Annotated in this window: 19 protein-coding genes; 6 read left to right on the top strand and 13 right to left on the bottom strand. The window is 42.4% G+C overall.

Annotation, left to right across the window (positions count from 1 at the left end; genetic code table 11):
• Window positions 1-129: 129 nt before the first annotated feature.
• A complete protein-coding gene (locus tag HC643_RS25160) occupies window positions 130-723 on the bottom strand; it encodes a class I SAM-dependent methyltransferase (protein ID WP_038091839.1) in 594 nt (197 codons plus the stop codon).
• A 230-nt stretch (window positions 724-953) separates the two neighbouring features.
• On the opposite strand from HC643_RS25160, the gene HC643_RS25155 reads away from it, so the two are divergent.
• The gene (locus tag HC643_RS25155) at window positions 954-1913 is read left to right on the top strand and encodes an alpha/beta hydrolase family protein (RefSeq protein WP_038091853.1); all 960 of its coding nucleotides are present in this window, start codon (window positions 954-956) and stop codon (window positions 1911-1913) included.
• A gap of 2 nt (window positions 1914-1915) precedes the next feature.
• On the opposite strand, the gene HC643_RS25150 is transcribed toward HC643_RS25155, so the two are convergent.
• Window positions 1916-2191, bottom strand: a complete 276-nt coding sequence (locus tag HC643_RS25150) for a LapA family protein (protein WP_038091855.1) — start codon at window positions 2189-2191, stop codon at window positions 1916-1918.
• 326 nt (window positions 2192-2517) lie between these two features.
• On the opposite strand from HC643_RS25150, the gene HC643_RS25145 reads away from it, so the two are divergent.
• Window positions 2518-3345, top strand: a complete 828-nt coding sequence (locus HC643_RS25145) for a PD-(D/E)XK nuclease family protein (protein WP_038091891.1) — start codon at window positions 2518-2520, stop codon at window positions 3343-3345.
• A gap of 63 nt (window positions 3346-3408) precedes the next feature.
• On the opposite strand, the gene HC643_RS25140 is transcribed toward HC643_RS25145, so the two are convergent.
• The 3 genes from HC643_RS25140 to HC643_RS25130 all read right to left on the bottom strand — a co-directional run bounded on the left by HC643_RS25140 (window position 3409) and on the right by HC643_RS25130 (window position 6103).
• The gene (locus HC643_RS25140; RefSeq protein ID WP_038091893.1) at window positions 3409-3750 is read right to left on the bottom strand and encodes a hypothetical protein; all 342 of its coding nucleotides are present in this window, start codon (window positions 3748-3750) and stop codon (window positions 3409-3411) included.
• Window positions 3751-3874: 124 nt separating this feature from the next.
• Window positions 3875-4150 (bottom strand): hypothetical protein, encoded by a 276-nt coding sequence (locus HC643_RS25135; RefSeq protein WP_202048653.1) that lies wholly within the window; start codon window positions 4148-4150, stop codon window positions 3875-3877.
• Window positions 4151-4423: 273 nt separating this feature from the next.
• Complete coding sequence (locus HC643_RS25130) at window positions 4424-6103, bottom strand: transglutaminase domain-containing protein (RefSeq protein WP_038091857.1); 1680 nt, start codon at window positions 6101-6103, stop codon at window positions 4424-4426.
• A 335-nt stretch (window positions 6104-6438) separates the two neighbouring features.
• On the opposite strand from HC643_RS25130, the gene HC643_RS25125 reads away from it, so the two are divergent.
• Complete coding sequence (locus HC643_RS25125; RefSeq protein WP_038091859.1) at window positions 6439-9378, top strand: cation-translocating P-type ATPase; 2940 nt, start codon at window positions 6439-6441, stop codon at window positions 9376-9378.
• Window positions 9379-9554: 176 nt separating this feature from the next.
• Window positions 9555-10682, top strand: a complete 1128-nt coding sequence (gene recF, locus HC643_RS25120) for a DNA replication/repair protein RecF (protein ID WP_038091861.1) — start codon at window positions 9555-9557, stop codon at window positions 10680-10682.
• A 172-nt stretch (window positions 10683-10854) separates the two neighbouring features.
• On the opposite strand, the gene HC643_RS25115 is transcribed toward recF, so the two are convergent.
• On the bottom strand, window positions 10855-11316 hold the full coding sequence (locus HC643_RS25115) for an MgtC/SapB family protein (RefSeq protein ID WP_038091863.1): 462 nt from the start codon (window positions 11314-11316) through the stop codon (window positions 10855-10857).
• A gap of 159 nt (window positions 11317-11475) precedes the next feature.
• Between HC643_RS25115 and HC643_RS25110 the strand changes: the two genes are divergently transcribed.
• Window positions 11476-13824, top strand: coding sequence for a putative PEP-binding protein (locus HC643_RS25110; protein WP_038091864.1), 2349 nt, complete (start codon window positions 11476-11478; stop codon window positions 13822-13824).
• A gap of 63 nt (window positions 13825-13887) precedes the next feature.
• Here the strand turns inward: HC643_RS25110 and HC643_RS25105 are convergent, their stop codons facing one another.
• From HC643_RS25105 to HC643_RS25090, 4 genes are all read right to left on the bottom strand, one after another.
• Complete coding sequence (locus tag HC643_RS25105) at window positions 13888-14667, bottom strand: Rpn family recombination-promoting nuclease/putative transposase (RefSeq protein WP_038091866.1); 780 nt, start codon at window positions 14665-14667, stop codon at window positions 13888-13890.
• A 151-nt stretch (window positions 14668-14818) separates the two neighbouring features.
• The gene (locus tag HC643_RS25100) at window positions 14819-15382 is read right to left on the bottom strand and encodes an ATP synthase subunit I (protein WP_237265942.1); all 564 of its coding nucleotides are present in this window, start codon (window positions 15380-15382) and stop codon (window positions 14819-14821) included.
• Window positions 15383-15479: 97 nt separating this feature from the next.
• Complete coding sequence (locus HC643_RS25095) at window positions 15480-16301, bottom strand: GDSL-type esterase/lipase family protein (protein WP_038091868.1); 822 nt, start codon at window positions 16299-16301, stop codon at window positions 15480-15482.
• Between the two features lie 479 nt (window positions 16302-16780).
• Entirely contained in the window at window positions 16781-18415 is a 1635-nt protein-coding gene (locus HC643_RS25090; protein ID WP_038091869.1) for a 2-isopropylmalate synthase, read from the bottom strand.
• 78 nt (window positions 18416-18493) lie between these two features.
• Between HC643_RS25090 and HC643_RS25085 the strand changes: the two genes are divergently transcribed.
• A complete protein-coding gene (locus tag HC643_RS25085) occupies window positions 18494-19147 on the top strand; it encodes a GntR family transcriptional regulator (RefSeq protein WP_050045357.1) in 654 nt (217 codons plus the stop codon).
• A 20-nt stretch (window positions 19148-19167) separates the two neighbouring features.
• Here the strand turns inward: HC643_RS25085 and HC643_RS25080 are convergent, their stop codons facing one another.
• The 3 genes from HC643_RS25080 to HC643_RS25070 form a co-directional block, all read right to left on the bottom strand.
• Entirely contained in the window at window positions 19168-19518 is a 351-nt protein-coding gene (locus tag HC643_RS25080) for a hypothetical protein (protein WP_050045179.1), read from the bottom strand.
• A gap of 92 nt (window positions 19519-19610) precedes the next feature.
• Entirely contained in the window at window positions 19611-20426 is an 816-nt protein-coding gene (locus tag HC643_RS25075) for a hypothetical protein (RefSeq protein WP_038091874.1), read from the bottom strand.
• Window positions 20427-20474: 48 nt separating this feature from the next.
• Window positions 20475-21647: a baeRF7 domain-containing protein gene (locus HC643_RS25070; RefSeq protein WP_038091877.1), complete on the bottom strand. Its 1173-nt coding sequence runs from the start codon at window positions 21645-21647 to the stop codon at window positions 20475-20477.
• Window positions 21648-21891 lie beyond the last annotated feature (244 nt).

Genomic DNA, 21891 nt, shown 5'->3' with positions numbered 1-21891 from the left:
CCCTTAAAAAAGGGGGAAACTTAATTTCAATTCTGCCTTTTCACGATGTTTCATCTCTTTTATAGAGATCTGTACACCACCGTAGCTTAAAAAGGGGGGCTTTGCGTAAGTCCTAGTTAATCTTAACCACTAACCCTTAACATAAAAACTATATCTATGCTTGTCTGATTCATCAGTCAAGTTGACATAAAATGCAGTAGAAAGAGGGGGAAACTCATAAGGTTGAAACTGATTTAAGCTTTCACAAGTTTCTAGAGGAAATGGTTTTCTCTCTGGGACGTCATTCCAACCAATAATTAAAATCCCTCCTTTTCGTAAAGAGTGATAACAACCTGCAAATGCTTTCTCTACTTCTTCTCGCTCGTTCAATCCCCACCCAAAAACGCCATTGCAGAAGATAACATCTAAATCGTTTTCAGGAAAACGATCGCTCAGTTCGCTCATGGAACCAACAATGTGATTTTTGGCTCCATAGATTGTCTTTACTGGATTAATATCAATTGTCCAATATTCTTTTTCTCTAAACCATTTCTCATAGTGTTTTGTGTAGGGAGCGCATCCTACGAATAAAATTTTGGCAAACTCTTCTCGTTCGAGAAAATAAGGAATTATTTTCTGTTCTAAAATGTAGCGATCGTGAGTCTCTAAAGGCATTTCTTTACCAAGAACTGTGTTGGTAACAACCTGCAAGCGTTTCAAAATCGTTTGGGGGTTTGTCAACATGGTGGAATACACTATTGATATTTGCAAGACTATGTAATCTCTGTAACTACTTACGCAGTAAGTATACGTATATTAGACAAGAGTACCTTAAAGCTCTTATTAAGATAATATTAATATTTATTTAAAAAAATACGTAAATTTTTAATTTACGTATTTTTTCTTAAAGCATTTAAAATTTATACAATTTATGCTACGTATTGAGTATCTTACTCTTAGTTTTTATTAAAATCGTGCCTGTATACGGATCTAACCTAATTACTTTTGATGGTATTAACGGCGATCGTTATTGGTTTGACGAACCAATTAACTTAACTGGAGTGAAGGACATTGACGAACAGTTAAGCGGCTTTCCAGTTGCAATTTTTTTACCACATAACAGATCGCCAGACCAAACGCCATTGGTTATAGGTTTGCAAGGAATGTCCGCTCCATATGGCTGGAATGCTTTTATAGTGCCAACCCTAACGCAAATGGGTATAGCTGTTGCTTTGGTTGAGACTCCTTTTGCAGGCGAACGCAGTCTGGTACGCACATTCACCGCTTTGGTGGAAAATGAGATTGAGCCGTTACTTGAGAGAAATATTGCGTTTGATACAGAACTTTTGTTGCGGATTTTTCAATGTGTAGCCCGTGACATTATCGCGGTACGTAATTTTTGCTGTCAGTGTTACGGTTTGACAGATAGCCGACTAGCACTATTTGGCGTCAGCATGGGAGTTTTACAAACGGGGTATGCTTTTACGTCTCTGGGGATTGGAGATCGATTGTTGGGAACAATTGGTCATACCAACCTACAGTCTTTCGGCAAAAGCTGGGGTTACAATATATTGCCCGATTTGGCGGCTTCGCCCTTGGGTGGTCTCCTCAGACAAGTCCGACCGGATTTAAAGCCCAGGCTCGAGGTTTTGCAAGTCGCGAAAAAGCTAAAAGATGGCGATCGCTACAGCCGAGAGTGCAACCCCATGACTTACGTTGAACGAGTTAACCCTTCGCGTCGCGCTCGATTTTTGGTAGGGGATTGCGATCGCATGGTTCGCGTTCAAGATGCGCGTGCTTGCGCTCAACGTTTTCCCGATGGTGCTTGTTATGTTGTTCCAGGATTGGGACATGGCTATACAAATGATGGGCGAACATTTGTTGACCACGTGCGTTATTTTTTAATGACACAACTAGAAGATTGGCAGGGATAATCTTAATAATCTTCATCAGTAAAAAATTCAGCATCATCTTCTTCTGGAGAATTTCTTTGCCCCGAAACCGCAAGACCCCATAGGGGTTGCAGCAGCGCCGTACCAATTATTCCCACAACAGCGCAGAAAGCCAGAACTAGACCAACGGGAATTTGAACGGACCTAAAATTCAGAAATTTTAATGATACGGGTTCGGCATTTTGTACTGAAAGGATTGCTATCCCCATCACCCAGCTCGCTACAACTATCGATGTCAGTAAATTTGCTACAGTTTTCATAGTCCTGTTTGTTGATGAATGTGAAGTTAGTAGTGGGCATTCACTCTATTTAACAAATTCTTCATTTATCGTAATAACTTTTAATACATTGCGCTCTATTGGGCAAGAAGCACGTAAGTGACACAGACTCTGAGTTGAGAGAGAACGTAGAAATTGAGTTGGAAAGGTTACTAGATCGTGACAGAGCATCTGATACATCTCTAATAATTTGCCACAATAGTATCAGTAATTTCTGAACTCACAGAATCCGCATGGTTGGGGAGAGATCTTTTCTTGCCTTACCGTGTTGGATTTTGGCTTACAGCCCAAGCCAAAGCGTCAAAGCAATGTTAATTTCAGAGCAGCCTTTTGCCAGCTATCACCTTTGGTCTTTAATTGCCCCAGCCGTGGGGCAACGTTCGCATTGCCAAATGAGACGCGGTTTTATTAAAGCACGGCAGCACGAACCTCAGGTTAAAGTTCTGATGGCAAAAGCGACGGCTTCCCAACGCATTGGCTTGCTAGCACAGAAAGGTGTTTATGAATTTCATCACCAGATACATTTATTAAAGCAATCAGATGGCGTACAAAAAGTTGCACAACTGCTGAAATTAAGTCACTTTACAGATGAAGTTAAGCAACGAGTTCTGCAAATTTTAAACCAATATCACAGTACTCCTTTGCTTTCGGGCAAACGTATTCTTTTGCTAACCCGTGGTGATGAAGGTTTTCCCAAACCAATTTTTGTGAAACAGCAGCATTACTGCTTTCGCTTGTATGCTGCAATGGATTGCATCTTTATTGAGTCCGATCGCACTTTACATATTGTAGACTTTAAAACTGGTAAATCTGCCTTCGATCGCAGACAGGCACTAGTCTATCTAGTAGCAGCTCGCTATCTCTATCCTCAGTATGAGGCGATCGCCTCATTTTACAATTTAGAACTTTGTAAAACTTCGGAAATCATAAGTGTTTCTAAGAAAGAATTAGACGTTATTGAACGTGAATTATCGGAGATTGCTAAAAAACACCAAAAAGATTTGCAAAAATATCAAGAAAAACACAGTAAATTTAGCGATATTTTTCCACCAACACCCGGCTATCACTGTCGGTTTTGCCCGTTTAACTCAATCTGCGAGTTTTCCGCAGTGAAACCTTCCGAAAATAGGAGTTAGAGGTTGGGTAAGAAACCAATTTCCCACACCCAATTCCTTTTTCATTCATGAAACCGATAAAAACTAAAGCAATCTACCTTCATCAAGGAGTTTATACCCTACAGATAATGCTGAGAAAGCAACAAAGAAATTCCATAAACTTGTAGTTTGGAAGATAACTCCTCCGCTTAACAAAGCTAGTACCATGCTTATTCCCAATAAAATCCATCCGAGATTGTCTGTATTTTTGGGAAAGAAAATTAATGTAAAAATACCCAAAATTAATGCTAACATTGAGCCAGTAGCAGGGAAGCTTTGATAAAAAAAGCTATGATATCTACTAGCAAATATAAGATTTTGAACGAGATAGTAAACGCAAATCAGTAGTAGAACCAAGCCTGTAACTTTGATCGACAATTTACTCATACATTTCATAGCAAAGTAAGCTAATTTTGATATTATTTAGCTTCTGCCTGTATATGCCTGCGAAATTTTACGTATCTTTTCTTTAAGTTTTATTATTTGTTAAATATTACGAGAAAATACGTATTTATAAGAATAAAAATGACTCATTTAGAAAATACACTCCTTGTAACCAATTTTTTAACTCTAGTTTAGCGCCAAAACTCTCTAACAAATTATCGGAAGCCGAAGTCGCTAAAATCCACAAACGGGGTAAATCTTCCTCTGGGAAAGAAGTTCTTTCTCTCTTTGCTCTCCGTTGCAATTCTCCAAAGTACGAAAATAGCTTTAGTATGCAATTTCGCACCTCTGTTCTGCTTGGTTGATTGCGAAATGGTTCTAACAAACAACTGCTTGCTGTCATTTTCCCTAAATGAAGAAGCTTTACACGCCTATCTCGACAAGCTTCATGCTGAGAATCCGCGCTCGCACGTGTATAGTCCGGAAGACAGTGTGTCTGAAGCCGTTGCAGAGTAACTAAAGCTCATTCCACAAGTGTCAGGAGGCGGAGCCTCTAAAAAGGCATTCCCAGGCGGAGCCTGGGAACGAGATGAAAAGCCACCGAATCGAGATGAAGGGTCGAACTCAGGTTAAAAACGAGGGCTATGCGTAAGTCTTGCTGGTTACTGGTTACTGCTCACTGCTCGCTGAAAGGAGGTAATTCTCCGAGAATTGTAAAACGAATGTGATTGATAGCCAACTCCCCAATAGAAACATCTTCTTTTGTCAGCTTTGCACCTTTACTCGTCAAAGTTTCAAAAGAAATACCTTTGCCAATTTCAACGTGATACCAACCCAAACCCATGAAAAATCTGGTGGGATAGGGTCCGCCATAACCCATATCATCAGGATTGGATTCCATGGGTAACCAACCAAAACCAGGTACGTAGAATTCCAGCCAAACATGATTGTATTGGGGCTGCATGGGAACTTGCTGGTACTCAGCATAGCTGGGGCATTTGTATCGACCTACAGTCCGACAGGGAATCCCATTTAATCGACATAAAGCCAGCAAAACACCCACATATTCTCCACAGGAACCCACACCCCTTTCTAAAACAATATCTGGTGTATCTATGTGAGGTTTAATACCGTAGGACAACTCATCATAAACGTAGTTGCGAATGCTATACATTTTTCGCAGCAAGTTGGTTTCCGTTCCAATGGCTTCACGGGCGGCGCGACGGACAATGTTAGTATCCATTGCCAAATCGTCATTATCTACTAAATAACGCTCTTGCTGTTCTGGTGTAGGTTCGTCAAGATCTTCTACATCTGACGGAGTGAGACGATACTTAATTCCTCGGACTTCTAAGATTGCCTTCCAACCAAATAAATGTCGTTCGCCTGGAGTCAAAGCATCAAATTTAAAGACAGCAACTCGTTGTCCATCGACTATGTCTTCTGTAAAAGGCAAACCAATATATTCTACGTGTTTCACCTTTTGGCGGTCGGTTTCTGATGGCAAAGCGATGCGCCATTCTACCTCTGGGATATAAACTTCATCTAAAGGCGCAATTTCCTCTACGTAAGACATTTCTAAGAGATAGCCGTTAGAGAGGGCATAGCGTTTTTCTCGATTGTAATGGTAATGTAGGGGATGAATAAAAGTGCGATCGCGATATGATAGCTCGTGACTGGGGTCGGCATTTGGGTTATCTCGGACATAGGGTTCCTCAGAAGCATAGGCGATGTAGAGAGTTTTCTCCCCAGTCTCGGTATTTTTGTAAATTGCTATACCTGAAGGCTCGTCAAACGGGGTTAGTACGCTAAATTGAACTCCCCCAGTTGCTCGATCGATGCAGTAGACACTTTGCTCCGTGCGATCGCAAACCCACAGCGTTTCTTCATCCACTGCCAAATTTTCTATTCCTACTCCAGGTGCGTAAAACTTAGTAATTTGTTTCCGTGTATTGCGATCGAAAACCAGTATATCCCCCAGCTTTTGAGAACTGACATAGACAGTAGATTCCCAAACAGCAATACCATCCGCAGGATATGGCAAGGTGACAAAGTGCTCCAATCCCAACGATGCTAACTTACACAAATAGACACTATTGTCCCGAGTCAGCCAAAGAGTATCATCCCATACAGCAATCCCGGTAACACCCGTAAATTCACGGTTTTGATGGGGATTGAGAACTTTTGTATTATCAGAATGGGGGTCAATTGAGAGCAAATGACCTTTAGCAGTATCAATAGCAATGAGTGTATCCTGGATAAAGGTAATGCCACAGAGGGCGGCAGCGCTATGGGGTCGAATTGTCCTTTGCCCAATCATTTGGTTAATAGGAAAACTGGGGAGTGCAAAAGTCATATTAAACTAATTTATTCAAATGTTTAACATTTTAGGAATTAAAAGGGATTGGAAACTAGGGACACTGGGATTGTAAAAGTCATTTCACATTCCAATTGCCACATATCGGTACCCAGTTCCCACACACCAGTACCCAATCGCATTATTATCGATATTTTGTATTATGAAATTCTTCTTAAGTCGTAAAAATGTGTATATTTCCTGTAGAAAACATGGAAAACTATCAGGAGTACTGATAGGCTTGGCTTCAAACCTAATGTAACTTTATATTGATGGTTTTCCAGCCCTTGCTCATCTATGATCGAAGTTTGTAACCATTTCCTGTGACCGAGACGATGTCCGCTCATTCTCTACCCGAACAACCCGCCGCTTGGCATAGTTTAGAAGTTGATAAATCACTAGAACTGCTGAAAACAAACGCAGAGACTGGTTTATCTCCCCAAGAAGTACAACAGCGACTGGAAAAATATGGTCCAAATGAACTAGAGGAAACTGCAGGACGCAGTGCGTGGCGGATTCTGATAGATCAGTTCACAAACATCATGTTGTTGATGCTGATTGCCGTAGCCATAATTTCTGGGGTTCTGGACCTGATATCTTGGCGGCAAGGCACATTGAAACCTGGGGAATTACCATTTAAAGATACGATCGCCATTCTAGCGATTGTCGTACTGAACGGTATACTTGGTTACGTACAAGAAAGTCGTGCAGAAAAAGCCCTAGCAGCGTTGAAAAAACTGGCATCACCTAACGTGCGAGTCCTGCGTGACAGCAGACCAGTAGAGGTGCCAGCTCAACAGTTAGTGCCAGGAGATGTGATGTTAGTAGAAGCTGGCGTACACGTAGCTGCAGATGGGCGTTTGATCGAAGAATCCAACCTGCAAATACGGGAATCGGCGCTAACAGGTGAAGCGGAAGCAGTAAACAAACAGGCAAAAGTTACATTGCCAGAAGAAACCTCCTTGGGCGATCGCGTTAATTTAGTCTTTCAAGGGACTGAAATTGTCCAAGGACGAGCCAAAATTCTCGTAACCAATACCGGGATGCAAACCGAATTGGGTAAAATTGCTTCCATGTTGCAAGCGGTAGAAAGCGAACCAACTCCCCTACAACAGAGGATGACCCAACTTGGTAATGTCCTGGTTACAGGTTCTTTAATTCTAGTAGTCGTTGTCATTGGAATTGGTCTTCTCCGGGGAGGTAACTTACAAGAATTATTGGAAGTTTCTCTCAGTATGGCAGTTGCTGTAGTCCCAGAAAGCTTACCCGCAGTTATCACCGTTACCCTGGCACTGGGAACACAGAGAATGGTACGCCGCAACGCCTTAATTCGGAAACTACCTGCGGTAGAAACTTTAGGTTCCGTCACAACCATCTGTTCCGACAAAACCGGGACTCTCACGCAAAATAAGATGGTAGTACAGTCAGTTTACACAAATGTTTCTAATTCCAGTTCAAGCCCCAGTAGGGATTTGATTTCTGAAGATGGAAACCACTCACCGCAATCGCTACAAAATACAAATAACCAATTTTTGAGCGTTACAGGTTCTGGTTACGACCCAGTGGGAGAGTTTCAACTTCAAGATCGAAAAACTGAGCCACAGGAGTATCCAGCGCTCCAAGCGCTGCTTGTTGCCTGTACCATGTGTAATGATTCCTTTTTGCAACAAGATAAAGGACAGTGGAGGATTTTAGGCGATCCAACAGAAGGTGCTTTGGTAACACTTGCTGCAAAAGGAGGAATTGAAAAGGATCAATGGGATAGCAAATTGCCTCGTGTTGCAGAGTTCCCCTTCTCCTCAGAACGCAAGCGCATGAGTGTAATTTGTAAAGCAGAGCAAGTAGAAACAGGAGTCTCGCCTATCGCAGAAGTTGACCCCATCGTCAGTCACTTACTGCAACCGTCAGAACGCTACTTAATGTTTACCAAAGGTTCGCCAGAGTTAATACTTGCACGGTGTACTCGTATTTATATAGGGAATAGCGCCATCCCGATTGAGGAGGGACAACGCAGTCAAATTCTGACAGAAAATGACACAATGGCAAGTAAAGGTCTGCGGGTTTTGGGTTTTGCTTACAAACCTCTTACCGAAATACCACCGGAAGGTTCAGATGAAGAATCCGAGAAAGAATTGGTATGGCTGGGGTTAATAGGAATGCTTGATGCACCCCGTCCGGAAGTAAGGGATGCCGTGCAAGAATGTCGAGATGCAGGAATCCGCCCGGTCATGATTACTGGAGACCACCAACTCACCGCACGCGCCATTGCTGTGGATTTGGGTATAGCTCAAGAAAGCGATCGCGCCTTAACAGGTCAAGAATTGCAGCGAATGAGCGATAAAGAACTAGAAGAACAAGTTGATTTGGTGAGCATCTACGCTCGAGTCGCCCCCGAACACAAACTTCGCATCGTTCAAGCACTGCAACGCCGGGGTCGATTTGTCGCCATGACAGGCGATGGTGTCAACGATGCACCAGCCCTCAAACAAGCTGACATTGGTATTGCCATGGGTATCACCGGTACCGATGTGAGTAAAGAAGCCAGTGACATGGTACTCCTTGATGACAACTTTGCCACAATTGTCGCCGCTACAAAGGAAGGTAGAGTTGTATACACAAACATCCGCCGTTTTATTAAATACATCCTTGGTAGTAACATAGGCGAGGTGATCACAATTGCTGCAGCACCCATTATGGGACTCGGAGGTGTACCTCTAACACCACTGCAAATTCTGTGGATGAACCTTGTAACAGATGGATTACCAGCTCTGGCGTTAGCTGTAGAACCTGCAGAACCTGATGTGATGAAACGCCCGCCCTTCAGTCCTCGTGAAAGCATTTTTGCCCGAGGCTTGGGTTCTTACATGATTCGGATTGGTATTGTCTTTGCCATCATTTCTATTATTCTCATGGCATGGGCTTACAATCACGTTAAGGTCGTGACGGGTCCGGATCTCAATCCTGACCGTTGGAAGACGATGGTGTTTACTGCGCTGTGTATTGCCCAAATGGGTCACGCATTAGCAATTCGCTCTAACTCCCAACTGACCATTGAGATGAACCCCTTCTCCAATCCATACGTGCTAGCTGCTGTTGTTGTGACATCTATTCTGCAACTGTTGCTTGTTTACGTACCTCCTCTACAAGCTTTCTTTGGAACTCACTACTTAAGTTTGCCAGAGTTGGCAATTTGTCTTGGCTTTAGTGCCTTAATGTTTGTATGGATTGAAGCGGAAAAACTTTTCTTCCGATTGACGGGTAAGAAAGTTGTTTAGAGACTGGGGGTTAGGGGAGACGAGAGACACGGGAAACAAGGGAGACAAGAAGGACAAGGGAGACAAGAAGGACAAGGTAGAATTTTCTCCCTTATCTACCCCCTCATTTTGTGCGCCCTTGTCTGCTCCTTCTCTGTTGTCTACCCCCTCTTCCTTGTCACGCAATTCTCAATCTTATGTACTTGAAAACTCTTCTCCTCCGACAATTTCGCAATTACAAAGAACAGCAGGTTGAATTTACTGCTCCTAAAACAATTTTGGTAGGTAATAATGCTCAAGGAAAATCAAATTTGTTGGAGGCGGTAGAATTACTGGCAACATTACGATCGCACCGCATGGCACGCGATCGTGATTTAATTCGAGATGGGGAAGAAACATCTGCACTCATAGCGTCTTTAGAGCGACAAGCTGGGGTAAGTGATTTGAGTATCATCCTGCGTCGGAACGGTCGTCGTACTGTTTCCCTCAATGGTGAAAATCTCAGGCGTCATATGGACTTTCTTGGTGTTCTCAATGCTGTACAGTTTTCCAGTTTGGATTTGGATTTAGTTCGTGGAGGTCCTGAAGGTCGCCGTCATTGGCTCGATACACTTTTAATTCAACTCGAACCTGTCTACGCTCACATATTACAGCAGTACAATCAGGTGTTGCGACAGCGCAATGCTTTTTTAAAAAGCGTTCAGCAACAAGGGCTGAGCCACCAACCAAAAGAGTTAGCTCTTTGGGACGCACAGTTAGCAACTACGGGTACGCGGGTCATCAGGCGACGCGATCGCGCCTTAACGCGACTTGCTCCCATAGCGATCGCATGGCATGCTAGCATTAGTGGTAGCACGGAAATTTTACAACTCAAATACTCTCCTAATGTTCCTTTAGAGCAAAATAATTTAGAAGAAGTCCAGCAAGCTTTTTTAAACAAAATTCAACAGAGAACTGTCGCTGAGTTACATCAAGGGACTAGTCTTGTCGGTCCCCATCGGGATGAAGTCGAGTTAACCATCAATCACACACCAGCCCGTCAATACGGTTCTCAAGGACAGCAGAGAACGTTAGTTTTAGCACTCAAACTAGCAGAATTGCAACTCATAGAGGAAGTTGTTGGAGAACCACCTTTACTTTTGCTTGATGATGTTTTAGCAGAGTTAGATTTATCTCGGCAAAACCAGCTTCTAGATGCCATTCAAGATCGTTTTCAAACGCTAATTACCACCACGCATTTAGGTTCCTTCGATTCACAATGGTTAAATTCTTCCCAAATTCTTTCTGTCAATGCCGGTCAGATATCGAAAGTTGTTAATGGTTAATTGCTAATTGTCAGTCATCCATTAACCATTAACCATTAGCCATTAGCCATTAGCCATTAGCCCTTCGGGTTCGCCCTTCGGGTTCGCCAGTCCCCTACGGCGGGAAACCCGCCTGCAGGGCTGGTCTCACCATTAGCCATTAGCCATTAGCCATTAGCCATTAGCCATTAGCCTAATGTCTTTCAAATCGTTTAAAAACACTTAAAACTAACAAACATAAGAATGCTCCTATTAATCCAAGCTGCCACAAACCAGAACCAGCAGCAATTCCGAGAGCGGCGGAAACCCAAATAGCCGCTGCTGAAGTTAGCCCTTGGATTTCCATTCGGTTTGATTCGTGAGAAGATTGACGTAAGATTTCTCCGGCACCAATAAATCCTACACCAGTTGCAATGCCCTGAATGACTCGTGATAGAGCTTCAGATCCAGTCACCGATTGAGATACATTCGATTGTAGGACTATTAAACTGAACAGAGCAGCACCAAAACTCACCAACATATGAGTTCTCAAACCCGCAGGTTTATGGGTCAATTGACGTTCGATCCCAACAATTGCCCCAATCAGCAAAGCAAAGCACAGTCTGAAGGTTATGTTTAACCAATCATTTGATGCAATGTAGTAAATAGGGGGCAATTGTATAATCCTTTTCCATTTTTGCTCAGAATTTTAGTATACTACGATCGCCACCACGCCTGGTGGTAATATCCTGATAGATACTTTTCTGCTTGAAAGTACTTTCATCACTACTGTTCGTATTTTTTTATATAGCTACATCAATAATTACGTAATTGAGTGGACAAACTCTACTGGCTCGATCGAATTAAACTACAAGACCGCACCAAGGTTGGTGATAAAGCATTTCAGTTGAGCAAATTAATACAGCGAGGATATCCAGTACTTCCTGGTTTTGTGGTGTCAGCAGGAGTTCTGCGGGAATTTTTAGAAACTCTCAATAGTTCAGAAGCACTCGTTGCAGATCTACCTCACTCTTCCTTTCATCTAGATGTAGCAAACTGGCGTCAACTTCAACAAGTGGCTAGGCGCTTTCGTCAAGAAATTACTCAAGCCAATTTACCTCCGCGTTTGCTTGGCGCTATCTTGGAAGCGGTGAGAGAACAAGAAAGTAAAGACCTCAATCTCCTCATTTTCAGACCCTCTGTTGTCGCGCCAACTGCAAAACAGGGATTGGGTAATGTATCTGGACTGCTCGAAGCTCAAGTTTGTTCGTATAACGAACAAGCTATTGCATTTGCTTTGAAGCAAGCTTGGAGCCAAATGTTTCGCGCTAAGAGTTTACTTTACTGGCAATGGGCGGGAGTCGAACTCAGACAAATCAATTTAGGAGTTTTGGTACAACCTTTCAGAAATGCGATCGCGAGTGGTGTACTAAATGCCACTTCTTCAGAATGGGAAATTTTGGCGACTTGGGGATTGGGAATGTCAATTTCTCAAGGAGAAGTTTTACCAGATGTTTTTTACATCCAACCAGATACTGGCAATGTACGAGAACGGGAAATAGGTAATAAAACTATAGCTTACCGAACCTCTAATGCATCATCAATTATGATGTCTGAAGCTTCCTATATTGTAACTGACCTGCTTGCAGAAGAGAAACAAAAACAATATGCACTGACAGAGGAATATTTACAGCAACTCGTTCATCTAGCAGGTCAGCTAGTTAAAGAAATAGGTGCAAACTTCACAATAGAATGGACGATTTCTAATGAAAGCACAACAGGAGTTCTGTACATAACACACATCAGTACTCCTCAATCTGCTATTCCTAATGTCTCCCCAATCAAAGGGTTGGCTGCAGCAACAGGACGGGTGTCAGCAAATGCTTATGTTATTAATAATTCACAATTAAAGCCAGAAAAAATACCCAATGGAGCGATTTTGGTTTTACCAAACATAACTCCTGATTGGTTATCGCTTCTACAATATGTGACGGGGATTGTGACAGAGCAAGGAGGGTTAACCAGTCATGCGGCTATTCTTGCCAGAGAATTAAGTATCCCTGCGGTAGTTAGTGTAAAAGATGCCACAAAAATCATTCAAACAGGGGAACGATTGCAAATAGATGGTGATAAGGGAGAAATTTATCATATTGCACGAGGAGAAGAAGAAATAAAACAAGAGGACGCACCAGTTGAAAATGAAAAATTCAAAGTCCAAAGTTTGGAAGGGCTTCCTCAGTCTCTAACTTTCTCTCATTCTTTACAGCTACCCATTATTGCGACTCAACTGCTTGTAAATCTGAGTCAACCCAGCGCGATCGCAAAGGTACATACTTTACCTGTGGATGGTGTAGGGTTATTAAGATCGGAGCTGATGGTTCTCAATATATTGGAAGGAAAACACCCCAGTGTTTGGATTGGGGAAGGAGAACGAGCACAATTATTGGAAAGGTGGTACGATGCGATCGCCCAATTTGCCCGTGCTTTTGAACCAAAACCCGTGTTTTATCGATCTTTAGATTGGCGATCGCACGAACTGCAATCGCTAGAAAACAGTTCACCGACTGCCATACAATCGGTATTGGGAGAGCGCGGTACCTATAGTTACCTGATAAATCCTACAGTTTTTGAGTTAGAGCTAGCAGCTTTAGCAAAGGTACAGAGAGCAGGTTATAGCAATATTCATCTTTTGTTACCTTTCGTTCGCACAGTCGAAGAGTTCTCATTTTGTCGCCAAAAAGTTGAGCAGGCGAAGTTAACTCAGGTAAGACAGTTCCAATTGTGGATTATGGCGGAAGTTCCCAGCGTTCTTTTCTTAATGCCAGAATATGTTAGAGCTGGGGTACAAGGAATTTCTATTGGTACAAACGATCTAACACAACTTTTACTGGGAGTCGATAGAGAACAAGGACACTTGGCAAAAGCATTTAATGAAAGCCATCCCGTTGTGATGGATGCGATCGCCCAGCTGATCCAAATGGCACAAAAGGCAAATATTCCCTGTTCGATCTGCGGACAAGCACCCGTCTTATATCCTGAAATTATTGAGCAACTGGTGCGATGGGGTATTACTTCTATCTCTGTAGAACCAGATGCAGTAGAACAGACATATAGAGCGATCGCGCGTGCTGAGCAAAGGGTGATTTTGGAAGCAGCGCGACGACAACTGAAGGATGAAGGATGAGGTAAAGACACTTTGCAAAGCAAGTGTCCCTTCTGTGAACAGCTTGTTGTCAAGCGGGTTTTACTATTGAGCGTTTTTTCGGACAGTTTCCACGTCTAGCTTTAAGCGTTCCGCAATCTGCTCAATCGTTAACCCTAGCTCTAATAAGATTGGTATCATTTCTAGCTTAGTCGTCTGTATACCTTCTTGTTTCGCTTCTTGATAAACTCTCGTATTTTTTAAAGAATCTAAACCTAGCATAGTTGCTATTTCCTCCCGACTTAAGTTAGCAAACTTATCAATGACCACTGCTTGAATAAATTCTAAAACCTTTTCCTTCAAGATGGCATTGCTTAGCTCCTGTTGGGCTTGACTCATAAGTTTTCTGGCGAGTTCTCCGGTTTTTGAAGGCGTTTTCTTTTCGACTATTAAACGCATAACTCCCACTGCTAACGACTGATTGGGCGTTTTTGCCAACTCATCAAGGTAGAAGCAACGTAAATGTGCTTTAAAAAAACTTAAATATTCTGGAAAATTGCCTTCATTACTTTTTGTATTATAAATGATGACAGCGTACCAAGTTTTATTGGGAGGTTGATATTGGGTTAAATAAAGAATGACTTTTGCCACAAATTGGTTGTAGAAATTATCATCTTTATAAGACTGCGCTTCTATAAAGTAGATTGGCTCATCTGGATAAGTCTCTGGGGTTGAAAGCAGCCCATCTAAACGAAACCCTCTCTGTTTAATTTCTTGAGCGCTAAATTTGTAAATACTGGGGTCTGTTTCTGAGTGACCAATGAATTCAAAGAATAACTCTGGAATTTCTTTGAAGATTTCATAAAATAATGGATCTGCTGTCATTGATTGTGTACATCTAAGCTCGAATTTTTATAAGTATAAAATATACGTGTAACCATTCTCAATTGTTTTGGAAACATTAAAACCCCGACAAATTGTATGGTGTCGGGGTTGCGGATAATAAAGCTTTAGTGAGAGTAAATTGGAGTTTAAATTAGCGAGAGAAAGACGGTAAGGAAGTCCTAATCACATAAAGCATAATTGTGATTTTATAGGTAAGAAACCCCAAAAATATTGGCAGGATTTCCAATTGCTCCAATCGACTTGCCAATATACTTAACACTATCAACAAAGCGAAGCGAGCTTTGCTAAGTTGTTTTTTTTCTGAGCCCAATCGCTCTACATCTTTAACCAACATCCTCAAGTACAATAGCCCCGCACAAGCCCCAATTAAATAGTTTAAGGCAATGTTGGCAGAATAAAAAAACCACACGCAGCCAAAAGAAATTCCTATCAAGGCAAGAGTTATGAACAGCAACTCTTGCGCGAGTTGGTAAAACTCTTCCATTGAGGAACCCGTGTCTGTTATCTCATTAGAAACAGATTGAGTTTCCGCGTCGATTTTTTGTGTTGGTTTAATGTCTTCAGATAAGATGCGATCGCTTTTCGCAGTCTCATCTGTATTAATTGTATTAATTCTAGAAAAGCCCTCTAAGTGTAATTGCTCTAACTCGATTAATGAAGAGCGTTCTAGCATAGCGCTGTGGAGTCTTAACATAATTTCCTCAAATGTTGGAAAGTAGGGAGTAGAGAATCAGGAGTCAGGGAAAGAACGCCCTTGTCCCGTTAGGAGAAAGATTGGGGATGAGGGTATATTAAAGTATATCTTTTAGAGCGCGAGTCCACATCTCGGCAACAAACTTATTCCCCTCATCATTAAAGTGAACGCCATCACTATTAAAAACATCAACCCGATTCATGCGAGTAATTATTGCAGCATGCATATCAAGAAAGATGATTCGCTTTCCTTGTTGGGAAAGTTCTTTGACACGATTCTTAAGAAATGCGTTAGCTGCAGTTCTCGTTTTATTGGCATCAACGCCCTTTTGAACATCCCATTTAAAGGGGGGAATTGAGGCGACTACAATTCTGGCATTAGGACGTATCAAGAAGATTTCATCAATAATCCCTTGAAGAGATTTTGTCAGAACGCTAGAGGTATTATCCCCTCTAACATCAGTGCCAAAGAAATCATTGGTACCGAGCATCATCAGCACGACATCAGGCTTAGTGTCTTGAACCCAGTTCCGAACGCTTCCCGGCTTTCCCTCCCAAGAGGGAAGACGAACTTTTGCACCCGGTTGTTGCAAAACTTGCGCCGCCGACCACCCACCATGGCATTCGTGATCTGGGTCCTTCTTATATGCACCGTCTTTTTTGGTTCCTACCCAATCTATAGTAGAGCCAAATTTGGTACTGGCTACCTTACTACGCAAAACAGCAATATTGCCCTCACAGAGAGAGTCGCCCAAGGACATCACTTTCGTAGCCGCAGTAGCAGCGTTAATTGGGAGAAAACATAATATTATGGCGGCTATACCTAAATAACCCCACAGACCTCTAAATGTTTTTTTACTTGTGCATTTGCGACTCTTATTCGTGTCTAACAAATAACGGGCTTGATTTTGGATAATCATTACGGATTTTATAGATTACTCTCCAATAAATACATTATCCAAGTCAGTAGATAGTTGTGAAACAACCTTACTTTGTAAAGAAGTTGTTCGTGGTTGAGTAGTTAGGAGTTTAGAGAACAGATTAATATTCCTTTAGTTAAACCGAAAAGTTTTCCCCTTGAAGGCTTTTACCCAATTGATATCAAATCCGTCGGTATCGGAATTATTCCTCTGTCCTCTCCCTCTGCGTCCTCTGCGTTCTCTGCGGTTTTTTAATCATTCAGATGCTACCGGATTTGATATCAATTGCACAACTGACTCAAAGCGCGACAGTTCCAAAGCCCTTCTCCAATGGGAGCTACGGTGGTGTACAGATCTTTAGAAAAGAGATGAAACATCGTAAAAAGGGAGAATTAGAATGAAGTTCCCCCCTTTTTTAAGGGGGGTTAGGGGGGATCGAAACAGCTTTTAATGCACTTCAAAAGACTTGTCCGATAGAATTAGATGAGATATTTTACTGATGTTGTGAAAGATGAACTCAAAGGCTCGTTTCCTTTGGAAGATTGCAAGTAACGATAAAGACGATTGACTGCATTGATATAAGCGTAAGCTGATGCAACAACAATGTCCGTGTCGGAGGACTGTCCGGAGAAAATGCGGTTTTGATGGCGCAGGCGAACGGTAACGGTTCCCAAAGCATCAATTCCTTCTGTCACAGATTGGACGGAATACTCAACTAATTGGCTCGATACCCGCACCATCCGAGCGATCGCTTTATACACTGCATCCACCGGACCTGTACCTACCGCAGCATCAGTCACAATTTCTCCATTTGGAGTCACAATTGTGATAGTTGCTGTCGGACAAGTACAATCTCCACAGGTGACTTGTACGTGTTCTAACTGAAAACCGCTTTCTACTTGAATTTGGGTTTCGTCTCGCACAATAGCCTCAATATCCCAATCGGTCATTTCTTTTTTCTTATCAGCAACTTCTTTAAACCTGATGAAGGCTTTGTTAAAGTCTGCTTCGTTCAGGTCAAACCCCAATTCTTGCAGCTTGCTCCGGAAGGCGTTGCGCCCTGAGTGCTTACCCAACACGATCCGATTTTCTGGCAACCCGATGTCCGCAGCATTCATGATTTCGTAAGTTTCTCGGTGCTTAATCACACCATCTTGGTGAACTCCTGATTCATGAGCAAAGGCGTTAGCTCCAACGATCGCCTTATTTGGTTGTACTGCGATCCCTGTCAATTGAGAAACCAAGCAGGAAGTTTTATAAATTTCTTGAGTTTTGATATTGACCAAAGGGGCTTCACTTTCTACAGGACGACCCAAGTAGGGATTGTAATAGGGTTTGCGAACCTGCAAAGCCATAACAATCTCTTCTAATGCAGCATTGCCAGCACGTTCTCCAATACCATTGATGGTGCATTCTACCTGGCGCACTCCGTTTTCAATTGCTGCTAGTGCATTGGCTGTGGCTAAACCCAAATCGTTTTGAGTGTGAACCGAAAGAATCACCTGTTCTATATTGGCTACGTTTTTCCTAATCCCTTGAATCAACTTTTCCATTTCTTTTGGCGTGCAGATTCCAACGGTATCGGGAATATTGATTGTGGTAGCACCAGCTGCAATTGCAGTGGATAAGACTTGGTAAAGAAACTCTGGTTCGGTGCGGCTTGCATCCATCGGTGAAAATTCTACATCTTGTACGAAGGACTTGGCATAGGCGATCGCTTCTTCAGCTATTGCCAGTACTTGGTCGCGGGTCTTTTTTAACTGGTATTTGAGATGAATATCTGATGTGGACAGAAAAACGTGAATTCTGGGATGAGCCGCCGGTTGCAGTGCTTCTGCAGCAGCTTTAATATCCTCGCGAATGGCTCTTGCCAAACTGCAAATGATGGGTCCACCCGGTACCCCACCAACTTGTTCGGCTATGGTTCTGACGGCTTCAAAGTCTCCCGGACTTGCGATCGCAAATCCGGCTTCTATCGCATCCACTCCGAGAAGAGCTAGTTGGTGAGCGATCGCTAACTTCTCTTCTACGTTAAGTGTTGCGCCAGGTGATTGTTCGCCATCCCTAAGTGTGGTGTCGAAGATAACGATTCGGTCTGTGGAGGAAATGCTCATAACTAGCTCCAAGAGTGTTAACTTTGTATATTGTATACAAAAAATCGTATACAATATACATTATGCATGAAAAAAGTTATGAATTTAAACGACCTAGCCGCCAACGTGCTGCAACAGCAACGCAGCACCCCAGATGTCATTGCCGATACCTTACGAGAAGCAATTCTGCGAGGAATTCTTCAAGAAGGTCAATCTCTCAGACAAGATGAAATCGCCACAAAATTTGGAGTCAGCCGCATTCCTGTGAGAGAAGCTCTGCGACAACTAGAAGCAGAAGGATTGGTCACGTTTCATCTGAATCGAGGGGCGATGGTATCGGTACTGTCACCAAATGAAGTGCAGGAAATTTGTGAAATTCGTTCCGCTTTAGAGGTGATGGCCATTCAACTCGCAATTCCCAACCTAGCTGAATCCAATTTAGAAAAAGCAGCGATGATTCTGGATGAAATCAATCGAGTCACAGATGCAACTTCCTGGGCGAAGCAAAATTGGGAATTTCATGCAGCGCTCTACACCTTGGCAAATCGACCTCGATTGCTGAAAATGATTCAAAACTTACATACGAATATGTTTCGCTATGCTCACCGACAGATGGAACAAGTAGATTATTTGGAAAGCAGCCAAAAGGAACACTATCAACTTTTAGATGCTTGTCGTCAAAAAGATACAAAAGCTGCTGTTAAAATATTGAAACGACACATTGATGCAGCTGCAAATCAACTACAACCATAAGTGTAAGCCCCTCACTGCTCTTAACTCTTTCTTCTCAAAGCCGTTGCCAGACACAGACAGATTGAAAATGTAGCGATCGCAAAACCGGGTGACAGATTCCTAGAAAGGATTGCTACGCAACAGATAACAACCCAGCTGACACCTGTCTCAACCCAAACGACATATGGTGGTTCGTAGTAAACGTTTTGATAGAGAGGTGTATACTTTTTAAGTAATGACACGTAGATGCAGGCAAGTGTAGGAATAACGATATTCATTACTGTGTCAACAAATACAGTTGTGACCTGAACGGGTATGTTTGTGAAGATTTTAACAACATTTCCAACAAAGAGAATTGCAGATAATTGCAGCCAAAGCTTTGTATCGAACATTACCTTCTCCTAAAACTTTCCAGCACATCTGTAAGGCATACTTGAACCATCGTTAGTATTCCCCAGATGAGGTGAAGGATAACATTCTACATTTAAAGGATATAGCCAGTTTCTCGTAAAAACTTACGTAAATCGGCAAAATAGCTATTGCGATCGCGTCCTTTATAAGCTTGTCTCACTTGCACCCAACCGTCTTCACCTTGACCCAACATATACTTGTCTGCCAGGTAAGCTGCTAAAATACCTTTCCCATCTTCGTATTGTTTCCCTTCCTTGAGGTAAAACTGCCAAAGTTCGGACGCGTGATTTTTAATGATTTTGGGATAGCGACGAGTCACATCCACCATTTTCCCGTTGCGATACTGGTAAATTTGTACCGGGTAACTCGAAGCCGCATAGCTTGTGAAAGCATAGGCAAAGCGATCGTCGCGACTTTCAAACTCTGGCAATCCATCCTTATCTAAATCCTTAAGTCCATAACCGCCATTCCCCCAAGCATGATTAATCTTTGTATACTGCTGGCGAGATTTGTCAAAGCGGTAAATTAAAGAATAAGTACAACAGTGTGCGCCACCTGTGAAGAAATCAGCAATTACTTCTGGTTCTTTATCGCCATCTAAATCTACTATTGGCAGTTGATTTTCTTTGGCGATCGCACCCAAAGGTCTATCGTAGTCGTTATCTTGAGCGAGGGGTTTGCGATCGAAAACCGTTTTGCCTGCACGAATAATTTTTAAACGAAGATTTTTATACTGATAATCTTGTGCTTTTTCGTAAGATATTTCTGCCCGGACGTTACCCGATTGTCCGGTTATGGTTTCTGCCGTGGCAGGTTGAGAAAAGCTTGCCACGGTCAAAAGCCCTAAAGTGATAAAAGAACTCCAAATTGGAGAACAAGTAGCCTTCATGGACAGTGTTGTATAGATATTGTTCTAGTTTATACAACACCCCAAAGATTAATATCGGAAAATTGCTGCTACAGGTGTGCTAAATGGGATTTGTTCTGAGCCAATGGTGTAAACTGTTCCACCGTTGAGCAAAGTGTAAGCAGCAGCAAAATCTAATAAATCGTCATCACCCGTTTCTTCTTCTTGATGCAAGAAAACTGTATCTGAAGACGGGTCAAACAGTCCCCATTGCTCTCGGTTGGCTGCAACTATTAAGGAATCAATTCTTTGGTAATATGCTGCAGGGATGATTTCTTTGAGATCGTTGGATGCTTTGCCAGTATTGGAACCATAAAGCATATTAAATCTTTCCACAACCTCTTGCTGCGACTGGTAAAACAGAGGCTCGACAATCGGCCAAGCCCGTTCGTGCAGCTCCTCTGCAGTTAGAATTTCTTGATTCCCAGAGATACCGTCTTCTATCAAATGCTGGTAAGTGTTTGCATCTCTGTACAAGGGCATTAGGTATTCTACTCCAGCCAGCATCAAAGGCGCTGTTTGGTTTCGCAATTTTTCTTCTAATGCATTATTCACTGCGTGGAAGAACTGTAAGATGCTTTCCTGATGCTTATCCCTGTCAGGGCTACCCTGTCCGTGAAACGATCCGGGCTGTTGAAAAGAATTGGCAGTTCCCCCTTTTGAGGTCGCAATGCGAAACTGACCGTCTTGGGCAGTCTCATCGTAGTTGAGGGCTTCATCTAAGCTCTTAGGCATATTTTCTACCTCAACCTCTTGGAGACCGTAGCGATCGCCTTCAAAGAACCGAACATCTTTTTGACTCAAAGCCAAGAGATAAAAACGCCCGTCGCCATTTAAAATCGGGAGCAGAGGCTTAATATGAAATCGGTCTGTTACCACAACCATTTCATCAAATTCTAGAGGCAAAGTATAGTAGCGAAAAACGTCATTAGAAATAAAAACTGCCAGTCCTTGGTCTCCTGTTTGCTCCCAAAAATCTGTCCGATCCAGCGAATGGGATTGTGCTAGCAATGCAACAGCATCATTATGCTCAATACCCGCATCAATTAAGCGAGCTTCCGCATCTTTCACCAAGTTTTTAAACCGAATAGAATTTTGCCTGACTTCTGGTCCGGCTGTTTGGATTGGCATATAAATTGAAACACAATTTTGTCTTGGCAGTTCTAGTAATGTTTTTATTTCCTCTCTAGAAATTAATGTCATGCTATATACCTCCTAAGAACGAGAACAAACATCCCAAATTAGACCGCTACTCTTTCAACGGTCTAACGATCTGTTTTTCCCAGATTGCTCAATCTGGCTTTATTTCACGTCAAATAAGGTGAAGTTTCATCTTTCTTATGGCAGGCAATAGAGATAAAACGTTTGAGCATTTGCAATACTACCAGATGATCTCTGGTTTTGTGGAGTAGCGATCGCTGTAATGACAAGCGTTTACACGAATGGC

The sequence above is a fragment of the Tolypothrix bouteillei VB521301 genome, assembly GCF_000760695.4.
In the GTDB taxonomy this organism is placed as follows: Bacteria; Cyanobacteriota; Cyanobacteriia; order Cyanobacteriales; family Nostocaceae; genus Scytonema; species Scytonema bouteillei_A.
Note: the sequence above shows the minus strand (reverse complement) of the source record. Positions and strands in the feature narration are given on the sequence as shown.

What these genes read in the sequence shown, in the direction of transcription:
- HC643_RS25075 (WP_038091874.1), bottom strand. Translation starts at nt 20,426, where the DNA reads ATGAAGGCTACTTGTTCTCCAATTTGGAGTTCTTTTATCACTTTAGGG.
- HC643_RS25140 (WP_038091893.1), bottom strand. Translation starts at nt 3,750, where the DNA reads ATGAGTAAATTGTCGATCAAAGTTACAGGCTTGGTTCTACTACTGATT.
- HC643_RS25105 (WP_038091866.1), bottom strand. Translation starts at nt 14,667, where the DNA reads ATGACAGCAGATCCATTATTTTATGAAATCTTCAAAGAAATTCCAGAG.
- HC643_RS25080 (WP_050045179.1), bottom strand. Translation starts at nt 19,518, where the DNA reads ATGTTCGATACAAAGCTTTGGCTGCAATTATCTGCAATTCTCTTTGTT.
- recF (WP_038091861.1), top strand. Translation starts at nt 9,555, where the DNA reads ATGTACTTGAAAACTCTTCTCCTCCGACAATTTCGCAATTACAAAGAA.
- HC643_RS25150 (WP_038091855.1), bottom strand. Translation starts at nt 2,191, where the DNA reads ATGAAAACTGTAGCAAATTTACTGACATCGATAGTTGTAGCGAGCTGG.
- HC643_RS25160 (WP_038091839.1), bottom strand. Translation starts at nt 723, where the DNA reads ATGTTGACAAACCCCCAAACGATTTTGAAACGCTTGCAGGTTGTTACC.
- HC643_RS25090 (WP_038091869.1), bottom strand. Translation starts at nt 18,415, where the DNA reads ATGAGCATTTCCTCCACAGACCGAATCGTTATCTTCGACACCACACTT.
- HC643_RS25095 (WP_038091868.1), bottom strand. Translation starts at nt 16,301, where the DNA reads ATGATTATCCAAAATCAAGCCCGTTATTTGTTAGACACGAATAAGAGT.
- HC643_RS25085 (WP_050045357.1), top strand. Translation starts at nt 18,494, where the DNA reads ATGAATTTAAACGACCTAGCCGCCAACGTGCTGCAACAGCAACGCAGC.
- HC643_RS25135 (WP_202048653.1), bottom strand. Translation starts at nt 4,150, where the DNA reads ATGACAGCAAGCAGTTGTTTGTTAGAACCATTTCGCAATCAACCAAGC.
- HC643_RS25145 (WP_038091891.1), top strand. Translation starts at nt 2,518, where the DNA reads ATGTTAATTTCAGAGCAGCCTTTTGCCAGCTATCACCTTTGGTCTTTA.
- HC643_RS25070 (WP_038091877.1), bottom strand. Translation starts at nt 21,647, where the DNA reads ATGACATTAATTTCTAGAGAGGAAATAAAAACATTACTAGAACTGCCA.
- HC643_RS25130 (WP_038091857.1), bottom strand. Translation starts at nt 6,103, where the DNA reads ATGACTTTTGCACTCCCCAGTTTTCCTATTAACCAAATGATTGGGCAA.
- HC643_RS25125 (WP_038091859.1), top strand. Translation starts at nt 6,439, where the DNA reads ATGTCCGCTCATTCTCTACCCGAACAACCCGCCGCTTGGCATAGTTTA.
- HC643_RS25100 (WP_237265942.1), bottom strand. Translation starts at nt 15,382, where the DNA reads ATGTTAAGACTCCACAGCGCTATGCTAGAACGCTCTTCATTAATCGAG.